Below are 17,764 nucleotides of genomic sequence, written 5' to 3' on the forward strand. Positions count from 1 at the left end.
CAGGGGTCCGCGTCCTCCAGCACTTAGGGTCGATGCCGGAACGGCAGCCGCGGCTGACGCCCAGAATCCCCATGCCACAACAGGTGCTTTGACCGCCGAGGACGTCCCGTCAGCCAACCTGGAGCCGCCGTCGACAACGGACGCAGATCCCAAACCGCCCCAGGAAAGCGCCTGGGCTTTCTGGCGCAGTGTTCTGCTCACCCTGGCGGTGGCCCTTGGCATTCGTCACTTCCTGATCGAGGCGCGGTTCATACCCTCCGGCTCGATGCTTCCGGGGCTGCAGATCCAGGACAGGCTGCTGGTGGAGAAGATCAGCTACCGCAGCCGCAGCCCGCGAAGGGGGGAGATCGTCGTGTTCCATTCCCCCTTCCACTTTGATCCTGCCCTGCGGGCCGATCACCAGGCCGGACCCCTGCGTTGCCTGGTGGTCAATCTGCCTTTGCTGGGATCGATTCCGGGAATTCAATCCCCCGCCTGTGATGCCTACATCAAGCGGGTGGTGGCGGTCCCGGGCGATCGAGTCGTGGTCAATCCCCGTGGCCAGGCCTGGATCAATGGCCAACGGCTGAATGAGCCCTACGTGACCAACCTCTGCCCGGTCGACAGGCAGGGGGTGGGCCCCTGCCGCACCCTCAACACCGTGGTGCCGGCCGGCCATGTCCTGGCCCTCGGCGACAACCGCGCCAACAGCTGGGACGGTCGCTTCTGGCCCGGTAGCCCCTTTCTGCCCCAGGACGAAATCATCGGTCGAGCCTTTTACCGGTTCTGGCCCCTGGATCGCCTCGGCACGCTCGCCGATGCCGACCAGCTCAGGGTTCCCCCCCCCGCCAAAGCTCCGGCAGCAGTCCCGACGCCAGCACCTGGCCCGTGAGGCTGCAGCCGGCGTAGGGCTGATTGGCGGCCCTTGAGCCGAAAGCATCGGAGCCCGGCTCCCACCTGCGCTCCGGATCGAACAGGATCCAGTGTTCGCTGCCGGGCTGGAGGGTTTCGGCGGCCAGACCAAGGAATCGAGCCGGCCCCCAGCACAGCACCTGCCACAGAGCCGGAATGCTCCAGCCGGCTCCCAGCACCAGCTCCTGCCAGAGCGCCGGCAACACGAAGCCATGGCCTGCCAGCCCCGGACGGCGCTGATCAATCGGCAGCAGGCACTCCTCCGCGTCCAGCGGCACATGCTGCACGGCCACAGCGCTCAGCACGCCATCAGCGAGGGCGGCGAGCAGAGAGCGGCGATCATCCGGTCCCCCCAGGGCGGGGACGACCCGCCAGCCTTCGGCGACCGGATCGAGTCGGCCGCTGTCGGCGACCAGATGCCACCAGCAGACGCTGGCGGGCAATGACCTGGGATGGGAGCGCAGTAACGTCACCCCCGCTGCGGTGGAGAGCTGGGCAAGCCTGATCTCCGCTGCCGGCAGCTCCTGGTCCAGGGCAAGGATGCTCTGCAGCGGCAGGGTTTCGCTGAGTGGGGGATCCAGCGGCCAGCCCACCCGCAACGCTTCCACCCCTTCACGCACGAAGCCACCACGGCTGAGCGCCGCATCCCTGGGAGCGAGCAGAACCGGCCGACCGGCGGCTTCGCCGAGGCGCAGCCCCCGCTCCAGCAGGGGCAGGGGGGGCAGGGTGTCATCCTCCGCCAGACCGATCGCACCCGCCGCGATCAGATCGGCATGGGGCGCCAGCTCGAGGCCAGCACCCCCCAGACTGAAGCCGGCCCAGAGGGGCAACTGGAACGGCGGCCTCGCGGCAAGCAGCAGGTGTTCCGGCTGGTCCCGCCAGCTGCGCCCCCTGGGCAGCAGCGCCACCGTGCCGTATCCCGCCGCCGCCGCCGCGCGCACCAGGCTCTCGAGGGTCTCGGCGACGGAGCCAGCCGGCTGCTCCAACACGCTGTGCGGATCCACAAGGGCCGGAGCCAGCAACCACCGGGCGGCCGGCCAGGGGGTGAGCCCGAGGATCTCGGCGCGGGCCACGGCCTGAGGACCGATCGCAGCCAGCCGCCCTTGCTCGATCAGCACATCCTCGTGGCGCAGGGCCAGGTCGGGCCCTTCCAGGTACTGGACCTGCTCAAGGAAGCAGGTCGTCATCAGAGGGCGCCAGCGGCGGTGCGATCGAGCACTCCACCCAGATGGGCGGTGAGATTCAGGCAGGTCACCACCGGAGCTGAGTGGGCCGGATCGGCTGGAAAGTCGATCACGCTGACCCCGCCATTGCCCTGCTTCACCATCCAGATGTCGGCGGGGCTGAGGCCGAGCAGAGCACACAGAATCGTTTTGTTGACGGCGTCATGGGCCACCACCAGGGCCGACTCGGAATCAGCCAGGCTCCCAGCGATCGTCCGAATCGAGCTGATCGAGCGATCCCAGACCTCCTGGAGATTTTCACCCTCGGGCATCTGAACGGTGTCAGGGGCGCGCTTCCAGGCGGCAAGCAACTCCGGCCAGCCCCGGGCGATCGCTTCCTCGAGTTCACCCTCCCAGAGGCCATGGCCGATTTCCACCAAGCCCCGCAGGCTGGTGAGCGGAATGCCGGCCCGATTGGCAAGGATCAGCTCGGCGGTCTGGCGGGGGCGGGCCATGGAGCTGGTGTAGGCCCGCTGGATCGGCTCGCTCGTCAGGCAGCGACCGGCCGCTTCGGCCTGGTGGCGTCCCTGGGGATTGAGGGGAATGTCGATCTGGCCCTGGAAGCGTCCCTGCCGGTTCCAGTCGGTTTCGCCATGGCGGACCAGCAGCAAGCGGGGGCCGGCCCCCTTGGCCGGCAACCCCTCGCCCAGATGGGCGGTGCCGTTCAACGACTCGATCTGGACCTCCCCAGCTCCATCGCCGCCAGGGGCGATGTTGAACACCGAGAGCGAGGCGTTGTCGAGACGCAGGCGCTGGAATCCGCCCCCGGGCAAGGACAGCAGGTTGAGGATCAGGCAGCGCAGGATGGCGTTGTGAGCCACGACAAGCACGGTGACCGTCTCGTCGACGGATGGATCGGTGAAGCGCTGCAGCAGGCGGTCGAGAAAGCGCCGGGCCTGGGCCATCAGCTCGACGATCGGCCGATAGACGCTGCCATCACCACGGCGCAGCTCCAGCTGCTCGGGTGACTGGCGCCAGAGCCGATGCTGTTCCGGGAAGCGCTGCCTCAGCTCACTGACGAGCAAGCCGCTCCACGGCTCGAGATCCACCTCCAGCAGGTCGTCGTCGAGGGTGGCGATCAGACCACCGCCCTGGGCGGCCAGCAGCAGCGTGGCGGTCTGCTCAGCGCGGCGGAGCGGCGAGCTGTAGACCGCCTGGAGGCTGAGGGGGCGGAGGGCAGCGCCGGTGGCCGTGGCCTGACGCTGCCCCAGCTCGGTCAGGGAGGAGCGATCATCGCGGCCCTGAACCCGATGTTCGACGTTGAAGCTGCTCTGCCCGTGCCTGACCAGAAGGAGCCTGAGGGGCACGGGTCGTCAAGCCGAGAGCGAAGCCATCGTATGGGAGGGCTTCGGGCCACAATCGAGACAGTGGGGGAACGGCGGTTGAAACCAGTGGTGGATCGGCAGCGGCCCGGACTGTGGAAGGTGGCGCTCGCCCTGATCAGCCTGGCCCTGAGCCTGTTGCTGTGGATCAACGGTCTGCTGGAAAGCCTGGACAGGCCCTCCGTCGGGAACGATCTGGTGATCCGCCAGCTGGAGCTGGCGGCCCTGGCCGCTCCCCAGGTGAGTCCTTCCCTGCACGACCTGCTGATCGGGGAGAACCCTGAAGCGGCCCTGCTTGAGGAGATCGAGCGGCAGTCCAGACCGGAGAACGATCCACTGCGCGCCCTGTTGCAGCTGAACGGCCCCGAGCCCAGCCGGGCCAGACCCCTGCTGGAAACGCTCCGGGATGGAGGTGATCCGGCCACCGCTGCCCTGGCCGCCAGGCTGCTGGCGGAGCCTGGATCAACGGACCCAGGCCGGCCACAGCCGGAGCTGCCGGGCTCCGACCCCCTGCTTCGGCGCCTGAGCTGCCTTGCCCTCGGTGGCAGCGGCTCCTCCTGTGCCCTGCCCCGGGAGGAACGGCAGGCCTTTTTCCAGTTGATCGGCGTCACCCTCCTGCCCAGCCTGGCGGCGCTGGGGGGAGTGCTGTTGATCGGGCGGGAGATCTGGCTGCGCTGGCGGGGACTGGTTCCCGAACCGCCGCCGCTGCTGGGCCCCCCGCTCGGCGTGATCGACGTGATCCTGCTGGTGGCCGGGGGATTCGTCCTCCTGGGCGAAGTGGCCACGCCCTTGCTGATCACGCCGCTGATCTCCGGAGCGCTGCATGGGCTGGCGATCGAATCGCCGCTCGCCGATGGCCTTTCCGTGCTCCTGCTGTACCTCGGTCTGATGGCGGCCCCCCTGACGATCCTGGCCCTGATGCTGGGCGGACAGCGGCCCGAGGGTGGTTGGCTGCAATACCGCTGGCGGCCGGTGGGCAGCGCGCTTCGCAAGGGGCTCAAAGGACTGCTGATCGTGCTGCCGCTGGTCAGCCTGGCCAGCTGGCTGCAGCAGCTGGTCTGGAGCGATCCCGGCGGCAGCAATCCACTGCTGGAACTGGTGTTGCGCAGCACCAGCCCCCTCGCCCTGTTCTGTTTCGCCTTCACAGCGATCGTGCTGGCACCGCTGTTCGAGGAGACCATTTTCCGTGGTGTGCTGCTGCCTGTGCTGGTTCGGCAGCTCGGCGCGGGCTGGGGCGTGGTCGTCAGCAGCGCCGTTTTCGCCCTGGCCCACCTGAGCCTCAGCGAGCTGGCGCCTTTGTTCGTCCTGGGGCTTGCCCTCGGTTGGCTGCGGCTGGCGAGCGGCCGGCTCAGCGCCAGCATCTGGCTCCACGCGCTCTGGAACGGCCTGACCTTCAGCAATCTTGTTTTGCTTGGAAGCTGATTTGTGCCTTGCTGAGCCTCCAGGGGCATGGTTCACTTGCGGGAAGGCTTGGTTTGATTCGGTGGTTGCTGCTCCGTCGCCACAACGTTCAGGTCGTCGGCACCCCTTTTCGCTGATTCAGGGATCCCTGGTTCAGCAATCGATGTCGGCCCGCAAGGTGGCCCGCCAGGCGCCGGTGCTGGCGGGGCTGCACCGGATGGCGGATGGCCTGCTGCTCGCCCTGGGCGGAACGATGGTGGGACTGGCAGCCCTCACTCTCCACTGGCAGAGCGCCTGGACAGAGAGTTATCAACGGCTGGAGGCTGCCCAGCTGCTGGAGCATCGGTTTCAGGAATCGTCCGCCGTGCTGGAGCACCACCATCTGGCGATGGCGAAGCGTCCTGGCCAGCTCGTTCCCACCAACATCCAGAAACTGATCTACCTGCCTTCCCCGGATTCCGGCGTGGCCCAGCAGTCCCCTGCCCAGCCAGATCCCACCCTGGCCGGATCACCGGCAGCAGCCCTGCCATCCATCCGGCCTGGCTACTGAGGTGTTGACACGTCCGTCACCGCCAGCCCGGCCGATCCCGATCCACCAGGCCAGGGGGCGACGCTCAGGGTCGGTGGGCACCGAACGCCAGCGACGGGTGGTCCCTCTCCAGCCGGTCCCGACCGCTCGGCTGATCATGGTCTACCTCCTTCTTGTCAGTGGCTTGACGGGCCTGGGGGTGCGTCTGGCCTGGTTGCAGGTGAAGGAGGGGGACAAGCTGCAGGCCAGGGCCAGGGCGATCCAGACCCAGCAGGTCAAGCCGATCGGCAAGCGCCGCCAGATCGTCGATCGCCAGGGCAAGCTCGTGGCCCTCGATGAGGAGCACTACACCCTCTGGGCCCACCCGCGCTACTTCAACTTCCCGGGCGATGACCCGAACGCCAAGCGCAGCCCCGGTGCTGTGGCCGAGAAACTCTCGGAGCTGATGGCACTGCCGGCCGCCGATCTGAACCGCAGGATGGGCAGCCGCCAGAGCGGCGTCAAACTGGCCACCGACCTGGACGCTGAAACCGCCAATCGCATCAGAAAGCTGGGCATCAGCGGCCTTGACCTGGAGCCATTCCCCCAACGGCTTTATCCCCAGGGCCAGCTGTTCGCCAATGTGGTGGGTTTTCTCAACCAGGACCGGGTGGCCCAGGCAGGCCTGGAGCAAAGCCGGGATCAGGAGATGTGGCGCCAGGAAAGCATCCGCTCGCTGCGGCGTGGTGCCGATGGAACACCCCTGCCCGATGGGCTCAAGGCCGGCGTTCTCTACACCGACGACCTGCGCCTCCAGCTCACCCTTGATGCCCGGTTGCAGCAGGTGGCCCAGCAGGCCCTGATGCGCCAGATCAAGCAGTGGAAGGCCAAGCGAGGAGCGGCTCTGGTGATGGATGTGCGCAATGGCGAGATGCTGGCGCTGGCTTCGGTCCCCAGCTACGACCCCAATCAGTTCTGGAAGTACTCCCCCGCCCTCTTCCGGGAGTGGTCCGTGCAGGACCTCTACGAGCCCGGCTCCACCTTCAAACCGATCAATCTGGCCATCGCCCTTCAGGAGAAGGCCATCCAGGCTGACGGCAAGGTCAATGACAGCGGGTCACTGATGATCGGTGGCTGGCCGATCTTCAACCACGATCGGCGTGGCAATGGACTGATCGATTTCCCGACGATTCTGCAGGTTTCGAGCAACGTCGCGATGGTGCAGGCGATGCGGAAGGTCAAGCCCGGCCATTTCTGGCAGTGGCTGCACAAGATCGGCATCGATACCGTGCCGGACACCGACCTGCCCGGGGCCGTCGCCGGCCAGCTCAAGAGCCGCCAGCAGTTCACCGGACAGCCGATCGAACCCGCCACCGCGGCCTTCGGTCAGGGGTTCTCACTCACGCCTCTGAAGCTTCTCCAACTGCACGCCATGCTCGCCAATGGCGGCCGTCTGGTCAGTCCTCACATCACCCGGGGCCTGCGCTCCGGTGATGGACTGGCCGGGTCAGGCGGGCCCAGCAACGGTCTCCAGGTGCTGGATCCAGCCGTTGCCAGGCAGGTGACGGCCTGGATGGAAACGGTGGTGGAACAGGGCAGTGGCAAGGGGGTGAAAGTGCCTGGCTACCGCATCGGCGGCAAGACGGGAACCGCCCAGAAAGCCCTCAATGGGGTGTACATCCCGGGGGCGCGGATCTGCAGTTTTGTGGCCACCCTGCCGATCGAAGACCCCCGCTACGTGGTGCTCGTGGTGGTGGATGAGCCCCAGGGGGGCAATGCCTACGGATCGACCGTGGCGATCCCGGTGGCGAAACAGCTGATCGAGGCCCTGCTGGTGATCGAGAAGGTGCCGCCAAGCACACCGCTCGTTCGGGGATGATCACCCCCAGGCTGCGGTTTGACGACCCCTGGCTAGCTTGATCATCTTCCTGGGTTCCCAGCTCCATGGCCAATCTGCTCGACCAACTTGCCGGGATGACCGTGGTAGTGGCCGACACCGGTGAGCTGGAGGCAATCAAGCAGTTCACCCCCCAGGACGCCACCACCAACCCCTCCCTGATTCTGGCGGCAGCCCAGATTCCCCTCTATCAGGATCTGATCGACACCTCCCTGCGGGACTCAAGGCTAGTGATCGGCGCCGATGCCCCGGCCGAGGTCGTGGTGCTCGAAGCGCTCGACGAGATCTGCGTCACCTTCGGCAAGGAGATCCTCAAGATCGTGCCGGGGCGAGTGTCCACCGAAGTGGATGCCAGGCTCAGCTATGACACCGAAGCCACGATCAACAAGGCCCGCAAGCTGATCGGGCTTTATCAGCAGGCCGGTATCGGCAAGGAGCGGGTGCTGATCAAGATCGCCTCCACCTGGGAAGGCATCAAGGCCGCGGAGCAGCTTGAGCTGGAGGGAATCCACTGCAATCTCACCCTGCTGTTCAGTTTCACCCAGGCCGTCGCCTGCGCCGAAGCCAAGGTCACCCTGATTTCCCCATTCGTCGGACGCATCCTCGATTGGTACAAGAACGACACGGGCCGGGATCATTACCCAGGTGCTGAGGATCCAGGTGTGATCTCAGTCACCCAGATCTTCAACTACTACAAAACCCATGGTTACAAAACCGAGGTGATGGGCGCCAGTTTCCGCAATCTCGAAGAAATCATCGAACTGGCCGGCTGCGATCTTCTCACCATCTCCCCCAAACTTCTCGATCAGTTGCGCCAGCGGCAGGGTGAGCTGGGCCGGCGCCTCAACCCGTTCGATCCAGGCCCGAGTGAAGCCCTCTTCTCCCTGAGCCACGCCGACTTCCAGCAGCGCATGGCCGACGATCGCATGGCCCATGAAAAGCTCGACGAGGGCATCCGCGGCTTCAGCAAAGCGATCGAAACCCTGGAAGCCCAACTGGCCCATCGCCTCGGCGAGCTCGAAGGCGAAGCGGCCTTCGCCCATGCCGCCCAGGAAATCTTCCTGCTCAACGACCTTGACGGAGATGGCTGCATCACCCGGGAGGAGTGGCTGGGGAGCGATGCTGTGTTCGACGCGCTGGACACCGACCACGATGGCCGTCTCGTTCCCGAGGACGTGCGCGGCGGGCTCGGTGCCCCGCTGGCACTCTCGGCAGCGGCCAACTAACCAGCGCTTAACCTCCGAGCATCAGGATGGAGAAGTTGCATCGCTCTTCCCTTGCCCATGAATGCTCTCGACACCATGCGCGCCCTTGCCAATGAAGGTGAGGTCCGTCATTTCGAGGCCGGTGAATTCGTCTTCGGTGCCGGCGATTCGGGTGACTGCATGTTCGGGGTCCTGGAGGGCACCATCGAGCTCAGCTGGAACAATCACGCCGGCTCCGAGGAGATCCAGGCCGGGGATGTCTTCGGTGCCGGCGCCCTGGTCACGGCCGACCATCGCCGTTTCGGCGAGGCCAAGGCACTCACTGCCAGCCGCATCCTGGTGATGAATCGGGAGAAATTCCTGTTCGCCGTGCAGGAATCCCCGATGTTCGCCGTTGAGTTGCTCGGATCGATTGACGAACGGCTGCGCAAACTGAAGGACTGCCTCAAGCGCTGAAGAGCAGGCGGCGGATCACCCGTTGGGCGATGTCGCCGTAGCCCATTTCACCGGAGAGGATCTGGGCGATCCGCTGGGGGGCCGTCGCCCGTTTGATCCCGAGCTGATAGCCCACCCGGGGCAGGCGGTAGAACACCTGGGCGATCCGCCTCCCCCAGGCCATCGACTGGCCCCATTCCAGCCGCATCACCTCGCTGTAGTCCGCCAGGGCCCCTTTGTTGCCGGCCAGCCATCGGTCCAGGGCCTCAGCGGCTCTGGTGCCGCTGAGCAGGGCAGGACGCAGCCCCTCGGCCAGGAACGGATCACACAGCGAGGCGGCATCCCCAACCACCACCACACCGTCGCCGTGCAGCCGGTGGTGGCCGTCCCAGACCCGCAGGGGCCAGTGGCTGCGGACACCGGCATCGGCAGGCAGTCCCAGGCTTGGCAGCAGCTCGGCCAGCACGGTGTCGGCATCGTTCAGTTCACGGCCCAGAAAGGTGCCGACCCCGATACTCAGGCCACCCTGCCGGGGAAAGGCCCAGCAGAAGCCATGGCGGACCAGGCCGAACTCGAACCGGGCGGTGCCGGGATCCGGCACAGCCCCCTCCACCTCCACGGCAAGGGCGGCGGCATAGCGCGGCCTGGGGGAACCGAGCCCAAGCGGAACATTGAACCGGGAGCGTGCCCCGTCGGCGACCACCACAGCCCTGGTCAGCAGCGCTGGGCCGTTCTTCAGTTCCACCCGCCAGTGATCACCGCAATCGCGCAGGCCGCTCACCGGGGAGCCATCCAGCAGATCGGCTCCGGCCTGCACGGCCTGATCCGCGAGGAACATGTCGAAGCGGGTGCGCTGCACGATCCAGAAGGGAGCCTCACCCGGAAGATCGGCCAGCACAGGGTCTTCCAGGCACCAGGTGAACCGCACCTGGGTGATCACCTGATCAACGGCGGGGGAGAGGTCGAAGGGAAAGAGGCGCTGCACCGATGCCGCCATGCCACCACCACAGGGCTTGGCGCGGGGCAACCGTCGGGCCTCCACCAGCTTGACCCGGTGCCCCCTGGCGGCCAGGTGGTAGGCCGCTGCCGCACCGGCGACCCCGGCACCGACAACGATCACATCGGCATCGAAGCGACCCGCACCGGCCTCAGCCAGGACCGGGACGCTCAAACCTTGAGGATGTCGACTTCCTTTTCGGCGAGATGCTTCTCCAGTTCAGCGATGAAGCGATCGGTGAGCTTCTGGACAGCCTCCTGGGCATCCCGGCTCTGATCTTCGGAGAGCTCGCCTTCCTTCTCCTGCTTCTTGACCTGGTCGATCGCGTCGCGGCGAATGTTGCGGAGCGACACCTTCCCCTCCTCGGCATAGCGGGAGGCCAGTTTGCAGAACTCCTTGCGCCGGTCTTCGGTGAGCGGTGGGATGTTGATGCGGATCACCTTGCCGTCGTTGTTGGGGGTGAGTCCGAGGTCGCTCATGGCGATGGCCTTTTCGATCAGGGCCATCGAGCCGCGGTCGAACGGCTGGATCTGAATCGTCTGGGAGTCGGGCGTGGAGAGGGTGGCCAGGGAACGGAGCGGGGTTTCCGCTCCGTAGTAATCCACTGAAAGTTTGTCGAGCAGGGATGGATTGGCGCGGCCCGTGCGGATCGTGTTGAAGGTGCGCTGGGTGGATTCCACCGACTTGCGCATGCTGGCTTCGATGTCCATGGCGGGAAGGGGGGTGGTGAGCGCCGGGGTCAGCCGGCGGGAGTGATGCTGGTGCCGATCGCTTCACCGGCCACCGCCTTGCCGATGTTGCCCGGTCCGAACAGGTCGAAGACCAGGATCGGAATGGCGTTGTCCTTGCAGAGAGCGATCGCGGTGCTGTCCATCACGGCCAGCTCGCCGCTGAGCACATCCTGGAAGGTCAGGGTGGAGTAGCGAACGGCATCGGGATAGCGGGCTGGATCCCGGTCGTAGACCCCATCCACCTTGGTGGCCTTGAACACCACATCGGCATTGATTTCCGCAGCACGCAAGGCCGCTGCGGTGTCGGTGGTGAAGAACGGGTTGCCGCAGCCCGCCCCGAACACCACCACCCGGCCTTTCTCGAGGTGGCGGATGGCGCGGCGACGGATGTAGGGCTCGGCGAGCTCCTGCATGTCGATGGCGGTCTGGACGCGGGTCGGCACCCCATAGCGCTCAAGGGCGTCCTGAAGGGTGATGGCATTCATCACCGTCGCCAGCATGCCGACGTAATCGGCCGTGGCGCGTTCCATACCGGCCGCCGAGCCCTTGAGTCCCCTGAAGATGTTGCCTCCGCCCACGACGATGGCCAGCTGGGTGCCGGTGGCCACCACCTCGGCCACGTCGTTGGCGATCGACTTGACGATCGCCGGATCGATGCCGTAGCCCTGCTCACCCATCAGCGCCTCGCCGCTGAGCTTGAGAAGGACACGCCTGTAAGCCATCTGATCGAGCGCTCAGCTCATGCAAACGGGCGAACAGTAGCAACCGCAAGGGCTCAATATTCGATCCCGGCCTGGGCCTTGACCCCCTGCTCGCGGAACGGATGGCGCAGCAGGCGCATCTCGGTGACCAGGTCGGCCCGCTCGACCAGCGCGCCGGGCGCACCCCGTCCGGTCAGGGCCACATGGGTGAGGGGTGGACGACGGTCCAGCCCCTCCAGAAGCTGGTCAAGCTCCAGGTAGCCCAGCTTGATGGCCACGTTCACCTCATCGAGAACCACCAGCTTGAAGCTGGCATCGGCCAGGTAGAGCAGAGACTGCAACCAGGCCTGCTGGACCAGCTGGCGGTCCCGCTCCCGGTCCTGGGTCTCCCAGGTGAAACCCTCACCGAGGGCATGCCATTGCAGGGCTTCGCCGAACACCTGGAGCGCCCTGGCCTCGCCGGGTTGCCAGCCCCCCTTGATGAACTGCACCACCGCCACGCGCTCGTCGTGGCCGAGCGTGCGCAGCACCAGGCCCAGGGCCGCTGTCGTCTTGCCCTTGCCCTCGCCGGTGAACACCAGCACCAGGCCCTTTTCGAGATTGCGCTCGCCGACCCGTTGTTGCTGCACCTCCCGGCGGCGCTCCATGCGGCGCCGATAGCCCGCCGCATCTGGCTCCGGCGCAAGCACGCCGCCCGGACCCAGCTCGGCGGCACGCTGGTCGAGCGACGCCGACTGGTCGGCGGCCGGGGCAATGGGATCAGGTTCAACCATGCGGACTTCGGAACCGACTGCTGATGCACTTTGACCGACCCTCCGCACGAACCGGTGGAGCGGCCCCCAGGGCGGCCCGTGCCTATCGCCGCCGGGCCAGGGCCGCATCCACCGCCTGCTGCTGGTCGCGGCGGGTGATCCAGTGGTGGTAGGTGCGGGTGTGGATCGTGACGGAGTGGCCCATCATCCGGGCTGCCACCGTGTCCGGCAGACCGATGTGGATGGTCCGCACCGCCCAGGCGTGGCGCAGGTCGTAGGGGGTGATCGGCAGGTCGTAGCGCCGGAACTGCTCCGCCACCCGGCGACCCACCTGCTGGAGGGTGGTACGGCGCAGGTCGGTGCAGACCGATGGCAGAGCCGCACTGGATTCGGCCAGCTTCGGCAGCTCGAAGTGCTCCACCCACTCCGGCTGAAACGGCCAGACCTGATGCTCGCCCGTCTTGCTGGTGGGAAGCACCCGCAGGACCCGATCACCGCCGGGAGCAAGGCTGGAAAGATCCGTGAAGAACACTTCGTGGTTCCGCAGTCCGTAGGTGGCCATCAGCCCGTAGGCCAACCGCCAGCGGGGGTTGGGAATGCGCTCCACCAGATCCTGCACCGCGGCGTCGCTCGGCAGCTGGCGGAACTGGGCCTGGTGCAGCCCATAGCCACCGGCCCGCTCCGCCCAGTCCGGAGCCAGGCGGAGGCCCAGCTGCCGGGCCAGGGCGGCCAGGGCGGTGCCGCACTGCTGACGGCTGCGGCTGGCGGCCGGGTAACCCTCGAGCACCTCGAGAAACAGCTCCGCATCGAGGTTCCGCTGGCGGCTTGCCGCCAGCGCCAGCAGCCGTCTGAGGTAGGGGAGGTAGGCACCCAGCCAGGTGGATCGACAGCCGGCAGGGTTGCGCCGCCGGCGCGGGTCGGCGAAGAAGCCGGCCTTGAACTGCTCCAGCACACCCTCAGCGACGCGGCTGGGATCAGCGGCCGCTGCCGGGGAGCGCTCCTGCCCGACAGCCCAGTCCCGCCAGTCAAAGCGTTGGTGCTGAAGCTGCTGCTGGAGTCGGCGCAGAGCCCGCTGCGCCTCGCGCAGGCCACCCTCACTGGCACACAGTCCAAGGCTGATCCGCTGCACCGGGAAGCCACCACCACCGCGCCGGCAGGGCAGCGGCCCCCGCAGGCCGAGCCGCTGACCGCGGCGCTCAAGTCGCAGCGACACCCCGCTGGCGCCCAGCAGGCCATTCTGCCGCTGCAACTCCGCATCGATGGCCGCCGCCGGGTCCAACCCCTTTGCTCCCCAGCCCTCCACCACCAACCGATCGTCCGGGTTGGGCCGACCTTATCGATCGAAGCCTCGAGCGGCCAGGGGGTCTGGTGACAGCGTTACGCTCGGCCTTAACAACGGAAAGATCGGGCATGGCCAGGGTCGGCGTGGTGCTGATGAACCTCGGCGGACCCGAGCGGATCGAGGATGTCGGTCCATTTCTGTTCAATCTGTTCTCGGACCCCGAGATCATCCGGCTGCCGATTCCGCTTCTCCAGAAACCGTTGGCCTGGCTGATCAGCACCCTGCGGAGCAGCAAGTCGCAGGAGGCCTACCGCTCCATCGGCGGCGGTTCACCATTGCGGCGGATCACCGAGCAGCAGGCCCGCGAGCTGCAGAGCGAGCTCCGTCTGCGCCATGTGAATGCCACCACCTATGTGGCGATGCGCTACTGGCATCCATTCACGGAATCCGCCGTCGCCGCGATCAAGGCCGATGCCGTCGATGAGGTGGTGGTGCTGCCTCTCTATCCCCATTTCTCGATCAGCACCAGCGGCTCGAGTTTTCGTGAACTGCAGCGGCTGCGCCAGGCCGATCCGGCCTTCAGCCGCCTGCCGATCCGCTGCATCCGCAGCTGGTACGACCATCCCGGCTATGTCAAGGCGATGGCCGAGCTGGCCGCCACCGAGATCCGCGCCTGCGGGGATCCGGCCAGCGCCCACGTCTTCTTCAGTGCCCACGGTGTGCCCAAGAGCTACGTGGAGGAAGCCGGCGATCCCTATCAGCAGCACATCGAGGCTTCGGCCGCGCTGGTGATGGCCGAACTGGAGCAGGAGCTCGGCCATCCCAACCCCCACACCCTCGCGTACCAGAGCCGGGTCGGACCGGTGGAATGGCTCAAGCCCTACACCGATGAGGCCCTGGTGCGCCTCGGTGCGGAGGGGGTGAAGCAGCTGGTGGTGATCCCGATCAGCTTCGTGAGCGAGCACATCGAAACCCTGGAGGAAATCGACATCGAATACCGGGAAATCGCCACCGAAGCCGGTATCACCACCTTCCGCCGGGTGCCCGCCCTCGACACCTATCCCACCTTCATCCGCGGCCTCGCCGACCTCGTTGAGATCGCTCTGGCCGGTCCGGAGGTCAACCTCGACCAGGCCGCCACCCTGCCCACCAAGGTCAAGCTCTATCCCCAGGAGAAATGGGTCTGGGGCTGGAACAACAGCTCCGAGGTCTGGAATGGCCGGCTGGCAATGCTGGGATTTTCTGCTTTCCTGCTGGAGTTGATCAGTGGCAAAGGTCCCCTGCATGCCCTGGGCCTGCTCTAAAGCGAGCCGCCTTGGCCTGACCGGCCTGGCTCTGCTGGCCTTGGTGGCCTCCACTCCGGTAGCCCTGGCTGACCAGAGCTGGCGCCAGGGTGTGTTCCCTGTGGCCCGCTTTCTGGCCTACACCAGCCCCTTCGGTGGCCGCATCGGACCTGACGGAATCCAGGAGCACCATGGCGGTCTCGACATCGCAGCCCCGCTGGGATCGCCGATCCTGAGCTGGTGGGGTGGGGTGGTGGAGTCGATGTTCAGCGATGGGCGTTGTGGCCTTGGCGTGCTGATCCGCTCGGGCGATTACCGCCACCTTTACTGCCACCTGGCCGGCCAGGTCAGCGGTCGCACCTACACGAGTGGCCGGCTGCGCCTGGTGGTGGGCCAACCGGTGCGCGGCGGCCAGCTGATCGGCCATGTGGGAATGAGCGGACGCAGCACCGGACCGCACCTGCACTGGGCGATCAGCCACCGCGGCCGCTGGCTCGATCCCGCAGCGATCTTGCGCGCCATGGCAAGAAGTCGCCCATCGCGCCAGGTCAGACCTTAATGTTGTGACTCTGGTTGAGTGCGTCCCAGCTGCCGTGACCCTCACATCCCTCTCTCCAGCGGCCACCACCGCCGAATCGTCCTATCCGGCTCCCATCCGGGGTGCGGAGGCCCTGATGGATGCGCTGCACCGGCATGGCGTCCGCCACATCTTCGGCTATCCGGGTGGCGCGATCCTGCCGATCTACGACGCTTTGCATCAGGCGGAAAGCCGCGGCTGGCTGAAGCACATTCTGGTGCGCCACGAGCAGGGCGGCGCCCACGCGGCCGATGCCTATGCCCGCTCCACCGGTCGGGTGGGTGTCTGTTTCGGCACCTCCGGGCCTGGAGCCACCAATCTGGTCACCGGCATCGCCACCGCCCAGATGGATTCGGTGCCGATGGTGGTGATCACCGGCCAGGTGAGCCGGGCCTCGATCGGCACCGATGCCTTCCAGGAAACCGACATCTTCGGCATCACCCTGCCGATCGTGAAGCACTCCTGGGTCGTGCGGGATCCGGCGGACATCGGCAGGATCGTGGCCGAGGCCTTTCTGATCGCCTCCAGCGGCCGGCCCGGGCCTGTGCTGATCGATGTCCCCAAGGATGTGGGCCTTGAGGAGTTTCTCTACGAGCCGGTCGAGCCCGGCAGCGTTGTTCCCGCCGGGTATCGCCTGCCCGCTCCGCCAGCCTCCCAGCAGATCCAGCGGGCCCTCGAGCTGATCAGGCAGTCGCGGCGTCCCCTCCTCTATGTGGGCGGCGGAGCCGTCAGCTCCGGAGCCCACGAGGCGGTCCGTCAGCTCGCCGAGCGTTTTGCCCTGCCGGTCACCACCACCTTGATGGGAAAGGGCTGTTTCGATGAGCGGCATCGGCTGGCGGTCGGCATGCTCGGCATGCACGGCACGGCCTATGCCAATTTTGCCGTCACCGAATGCGATCTGCTGATTGCCGTCGGTGCCCGTTTCGACGACCGCGTCACCGGCCGGATCGACAGCTTTGCACCAAGGGCCCAGGTCATCCACATCGACATCGACGCGGCGGAAGTGGGCAAGGTCCGGGTGCCGGAGGTGCCGATCGTGGCGGATGTGCGCGAAGCCCTCAACGCCCTGCTGCTCTGCTCCGCCGAAGAGCCGGCCACCCATCGCACCAGAGCCTGGCTTGATCGTATCGACAGCTGGAAGGCCCACTATCCCCTGGTGATTCCAGAACCGCAGGGGGCTATCGCCCCCCAGGAAGTGCTGATCGCCCTGCGGCAGCTTGCCCCGGATGCCTACATCACCACCGACGTCGGCCAGCACCAGATGTGGGCGGCCCAGTTTCTCAACAATCCTCCCCGGCACTGGATCAGCAGCGCCGGCCTCGGCACGATGGGCTTCGGTCTGCCGGCAGCCCTCGGGGTCCAGGTGGCCCACCCCACTGATGCGGTCGTCTGCGTGGCCGGCGACGCCAGCATCCTGATGAACATCCAGGAGCTGGGCACCCTGTCGCAGTACCAGCTGCCGGTGAAGGTGGTGATCATCAACAACGGCTGGCAGGGCATGGTGCGCCAGTGGCAGGAAAGCTTCTACGGAGAGCGTTACTCCGCTTCTGAGATGGAGGCCGGCATGCCCGACTTCCCTGCCCTTGCCGAAGCTTTCGGGGTCAGGGGGGTGCTGATTTCCGATCGCGACCGATTGCTGGAGGATCTGGCCACCGCCCTGGCCCACCCAGGTCCAGCCCTGATTGATGTGCGGGTGCGCCGCAACGAAAACTGCTACCCGATGGTGCCGCCGGGAGCCAGCAATGCCCAGATGGTCGGCCTGCCCAGCCATCCGGAGCTGGCAATCGACACCACCCGCCAATGCGGCTCCTGTGGGTCCACCACAATCAGCGCCCACCTGTTCTGTCCCACCTGCGGCGCCAAGCTCTGACTTCCCCGAGCCGATCCCTGCGATGGTTCAGCCAGTGGAGCCGGTCGATGGCACTGGCGATCTGCCTGATCACGATGCTCTCGGCTGCGCCGATGGCCCTGGCCGCTGAAGTGCTGCAGGTGCGCAGCGCAGATCTGCTCCAGGTGGGCGATCAGAATCGCAGCTATCCCGTTCGGCTCGGTTGCGTGGAAGTGGATGCTTCCCACACCGTGGCTGCCACCGAATGGCTGCGCAGGGCGCTACCGCGCCGCACAAAGGTGAATCTCAGGCCGCTCGGCAGCGTCGATGGTGTGTTGCTGGCCCAGGTGAAGCTTCTCCCCGGGGGCGCCGACCTCGGAACAGGCCTGGTCAGGGAAGGTCTGGCCACCCGCCTGACCCCGCCCGGCGCTCCCCTGGGTTGCCCGGCATCTGAGCCGCCGCCAACGCCATGAGCCTGAATCGCACCGCCAAGGGCATCGTGCTTGTCCCGAGCCTCCTGCTCGGTGGCGCTTTTCTGGCGGCGAGCCTCTGGAACCAGGGAGAGGCGGCGGCGAACCGGACCCTGGCGGCGACCCTGGGGGGGATCCTGATGGCAACCGGTTTGCTCAGCCAGCTGCTGCCGGAGCCGACCAAGCAGGATCCTGGCGAAGCTCAGCAGCCAGATGCTGATGGGCCTTGAAAGAAAAAGCCTGCAGGCTCACCACTAACCT

At 66.7% G+C, this 17,764-nt stretch carries 18 protein-coding genes; 11 read left to right on the forward strand and 7 right to left on the reverse strand.

Annotated elements, in window-relative coordinates:
• Window positions 1-88: 88 nt before the first annotated feature.
• Window positions 89-871: a signal peptidase I gene (gene lepB, locus ACXMDY_RS04880; RefSeq protein ID WP_259701304.1), complete on the forward strand. Its 783-nt coding sequence runs from the start codon at window positions 89-91 to the stop codon at window positions 869-871.
• On the opposite strand, the gene ACXMDY_RS04885 is transcribed toward lepB, so the two are convergent.
• Both ACXMDY_RS04885 and ACXMDY_RS04890 read right to left on the reverse strand, forming a co-directional pair.
• Window positions 810-2,078, reverse strand: coding sequence for an amidohydrolase family protein (locus ACXMDY_RS04885; protein ID WP_259701303.1), 1,269 nt, complete (start codon window positions 2,076-2,078; stop codon window positions 810-812). The genes lepB and ACXMDY_RS04885 overlap by 62 nt on opposite strands.
• On the reverse strand, window positions 2,078-3,421 hold the full coding sequence (locus tag ACXMDY_RS04890; protein ID WP_259701302.1) for a histidine phosphatase family protein: 1,344 nt from the start codon (window positions 3,419-3,421) through the stop codon (window positions 2,078-2,080). The genes ACXMDY_RS04885 and ACXMDY_RS04890 overlap by 1 nt, the downstream gene beginning before the upstream one ends.
• A gap of 30 nt (window positions 3,422-3,451) precedes the next feature.
• On the opposite strand from ACXMDY_RS04890, the gene ACXMDY_RS04895 reads away from it, so the two are divergent.
• From ACXMDY_RS04895 to ACXMDY_RS04915, 5 genes are all read left to right on the forward strand, one after another.
• Window positions 3,452-4,858 (forward strand): CPBP family intramembrane glutamic endopeptidase, encoded by a 1,407-nt coding sequence (locus ACXMDY_RS04895; RefSeq protein ID WP_259701301.1) that lies wholly within the window; start codon window positions 3,452-3,454, stop codon window positions 4,856-4,858.
• Between the two features lie 142 nt (window positions 4,859-5,000).
• The gene (locus tag ACXMDY_RS04900) at window positions 5,001-5,387 is read left to right on the forward strand and encodes a hypothetical protein (protein WP_259701300.1); all 387 of its coding nucleotides are present in this window, start codon (window positions 5,001-5,003) and stop codon (window positions 5,385-5,387) included.
• Between the two features lie 136 nt (window positions 5,388-5,523).
• Window positions 5,524-7,224 (forward strand): peptidoglycan D,D-transpeptidase FtsI family protein, encoded by a 1,701-nt coding sequence (locus tag ACXMDY_RS04905; protein WP_259701330.1) that lies wholly within the window; start codon window positions 5,524-5,526, stop codon window positions 7,222-7,224.
• A gap of 65 nt (window positions 7,225-7,289) precedes the next feature.
• The gene (locus tag ACXMDY_RS04910) at window positions 7,290-8,468 is read left to right on the forward strand and encodes a transaldolase (RefSeq protein ID WP_259701299.1); all 1,179 of its coding nucleotides are present in this window, start codon (window positions 7,290-7,292) and stop codon (window positions 8,466-8,468) included.
• Window positions 8,469-8,525: 57 nt separating this feature from the next.
• The gene (locus tag ACXMDY_RS04915) at window positions 8,526-8,903 is read left to right on the forward strand and encodes a cyclic nucleotide-binding domain-containing protein (protein ID WP_259701298.1); all 378 of its coding nucleotides are present in this window, start codon (window positions 8,526-8,528) and stop codon (window positions 8,901-8,903) included.
• Here ACXMDY_RS04915 and ACXMDY_RS04920 read toward each other — a convergent pair.
• From ACXMDY_RS04920 to ACXMDY_RS04940, 5 genes are all read right to left on the reverse strand, one after another.
• Complete coding sequence (locus tag ACXMDY_RS04920) at window positions 8,893-10,053, reverse strand: NAD(P)/FAD-dependent oxidoreductase (RefSeq protein WP_259701297.1); 1,161 nt, start codon at window positions 10,051-10,053, stop codon at window positions 8,893-8,895. The two genes, ACXMDY_RS04915 and ACXMDY_RS04920, sit on opposite strands and share 11 nt — an antisense overlap.
• Window positions 10,050-10,589, reverse strand: coding sequence for a ribosome recycling factor (gene frr / locus ACXMDY_RS04925; protein WP_259701296.1), 540 nt, complete (start codon window positions 10,587-10,589; stop codon window positions 10,050-10,052). Before frr ends, ACXMDY_RS04920 begins: the two co-directional genes overlap by 4 nt.
• Window positions 10,590-10,618: 29 nt before the next feature.
• Window positions 10,619-11,332 carry a UMP kinase gene (gene pyrH / locus ACXMDY_RS04930; protein WP_259701295.1) on the reverse strand — a complete coding sequence of 238 codons (714 nt, stop codon included), beginning with the start codon at window positions 11,330-11,332 and terminating at the stop codon, window positions 10,619-10,621.
• Between the two features lie 53 nt (window positions 11,333-11,385).
• Entirely contained in the window at window positions 11,386-12,084 is a 699-nt protein-coding gene (gene cobO / locus ACXMDY_RS04935; protein WP_259701294.1) for a cob(I)yrinic acid a,c-diamide adenosyltransferase, read from the reverse strand.
• A gap of 82 nt (window positions 12,085-12,166) precedes the next feature.
• Window positions 12,167-13,369, reverse strand: coding sequence for a site-specific integrase (locus tag ACXMDY_RS04940; protein WP_399241638.1), 1,203 nt, complete (start codon window positions 13,367-13,369; stop codon window positions 12,167-12,169).
• A gap of 104 nt (window positions 13,370-13,473) precedes the next feature.
• Between ACXMDY_RS04940 and hemH the strand changes: the two genes are divergently transcribed.
• Genes hemH through ACXMDY_RS04965 form a run of 5 tightly spaced genes read left to right on the forward strand, consistent with a single transcriptional unit; the run spans window position 13,474 to window position 17,733 of the window.
• The gene (hemH, locus tag ACXMDY_RS04945; RefSeq protein ID WP_259701293.1) at window positions 13,474-14,649 is read left to right on the forward strand and encodes a ferrochelatase; all 1,176 of its coding nucleotides are present in this window, start codon (window positions 13,474-13,476) and stop codon (window positions 14,647-14,649) included.
• A gap of 43 nt (window positions 14,650-14,692) precedes the next feature.
• On the forward strand, window positions 14,693-15,187 hold the full coding sequence (locus tag ACXMDY_RS04950; RefSeq protein WP_457767411.1) for a M23 family metallopeptidase: 495 nt from the start codon (window positions 14,693-14,695) through the stop codon (window positions 15,185-15,187).
• 34 nt (window positions 15,188-15,221) lie between these two features.
• A complete protein-coding gene (gene ilvB / locus ACXMDY_RS04955) occupies window positions 15,222-17,075 on the forward strand; it encodes a biosynthetic-type acetolactate synthase large subunit (RefSeq protein WP_259701291.1) in 1,854 nt (617 codons plus the stop codon).
• A gap of 47 nt (window positions 17,076-17,122) precedes the next feature.
• Window positions 17,123-17,506, forward strand: a complete 384-nt coding sequence (locus tag ACXMDY_RS04960; RefSeq protein WP_259701290.1) for a thermonuclease family protein — start codon at window positions 17,123-17,125, stop codon at window positions 17,504-17,506.
• The gene (locus ACXMDY_RS04965; protein WP_259701289.1) at window positions 17,503-17,733 is read left to right on the forward strand and encodes a GIVxVP protein; all 231 of its coding nucleotides are present in this window, start codon (window positions 17,503-17,505) and stop codon (window positions 17,731-17,733) included. Before ACXMDY_RS04960 ends, ACXMDY_RS04965 begins: the two co-directional genes overlap by 4 nt.
• Window positions 17,734-17,764: the final 31 nt, after the last annotated feature.

This window comes from Cyanobium sp. ULC082, from assembly GCF_977927535.1.

Coding starts and splice junctions, on each gene's coding strand:
- ACXMDY_RS04885 (WP_259701303.1), bottom strand. CDS start 2,078: ATGACGACCTGCTTCCTTGAGCAGGTCCAGTACCTGGAAGGGCCCGAC.
- ACXMDY_RS04895 (WP_259701301.1), top strand. CDS start 3,452: ATGGGAGGGCTTCGGGCCACAATCGAGACAGTGGGGGAACGGCGGTTG.
- ACXMDY_RS04900 (WP_259701300.1), top strand. CDS start 5,001: ATGTCGGCCCGCAAGGTGGCCCGCCAGGCGCCGGTGCTGGCGGGGCTG.
- ACXMDY_RS04905 (WP_259701330.1), top strand. CDS start 5,524: ATGGTCTACCTCCTTCTTGTCAGTGGCTTGACGGGCCTGGGGGTGCGT.
- ACXMDY_RS04910 (WP_259701299.1), top strand. CDS start 7,290: ATGGCCAATCTGCTCGACCAACTTGCCGGGATGACCGTGGTAGTGGCC.
- ACXMDY_RS04915 (WP_259701298.1), top strand. CDS start 8,526: ATGAATGCTCTCGACACCATGCGCGCCCTTGCCAATGAAGGTGAGGTC.
- frr (WP_259701296.1), bottom strand. CDS start 10,589: ATGGACATCGAAGCCAGCATGCGCAAGTCGGTGGAATCCACCCAGCGC.
- pyrH (WP_259701295.1), bottom strand. CDS start 11,332: ATGGCTTACAGGCGTGTCCTTCTCAAGCTCAGCGGCGAGGCGCTGATG.
- cobO (WP_259701294.1), bottom strand. CDS start 12,084: ATGGTTGAACCTGATCCCATTGCCCCGGCCGCCGACCAGTCGGCGTCG.
- hemH (WP_259701293.1), top strand. CDS start 13,474: ATGGCCAGGGTCGGCGTGGTGCTGATGAACCTCGGCGGACCCGAGCGG.
- ACXMDY_RS04960 (WP_259701290.1), top strand. CDS start 17,123: ATGGCACTGGCGATCTGCCTGATCACGATGCTCTCGGCTGCGCCGATG.
- ACXMDY_RS04965 (WP_259701289.1), top strand. CDS start 17,503: ATGAGCCTGAATCGCACCGCCAAGGGCATCGTGCTTGTCCCGAGCCTC.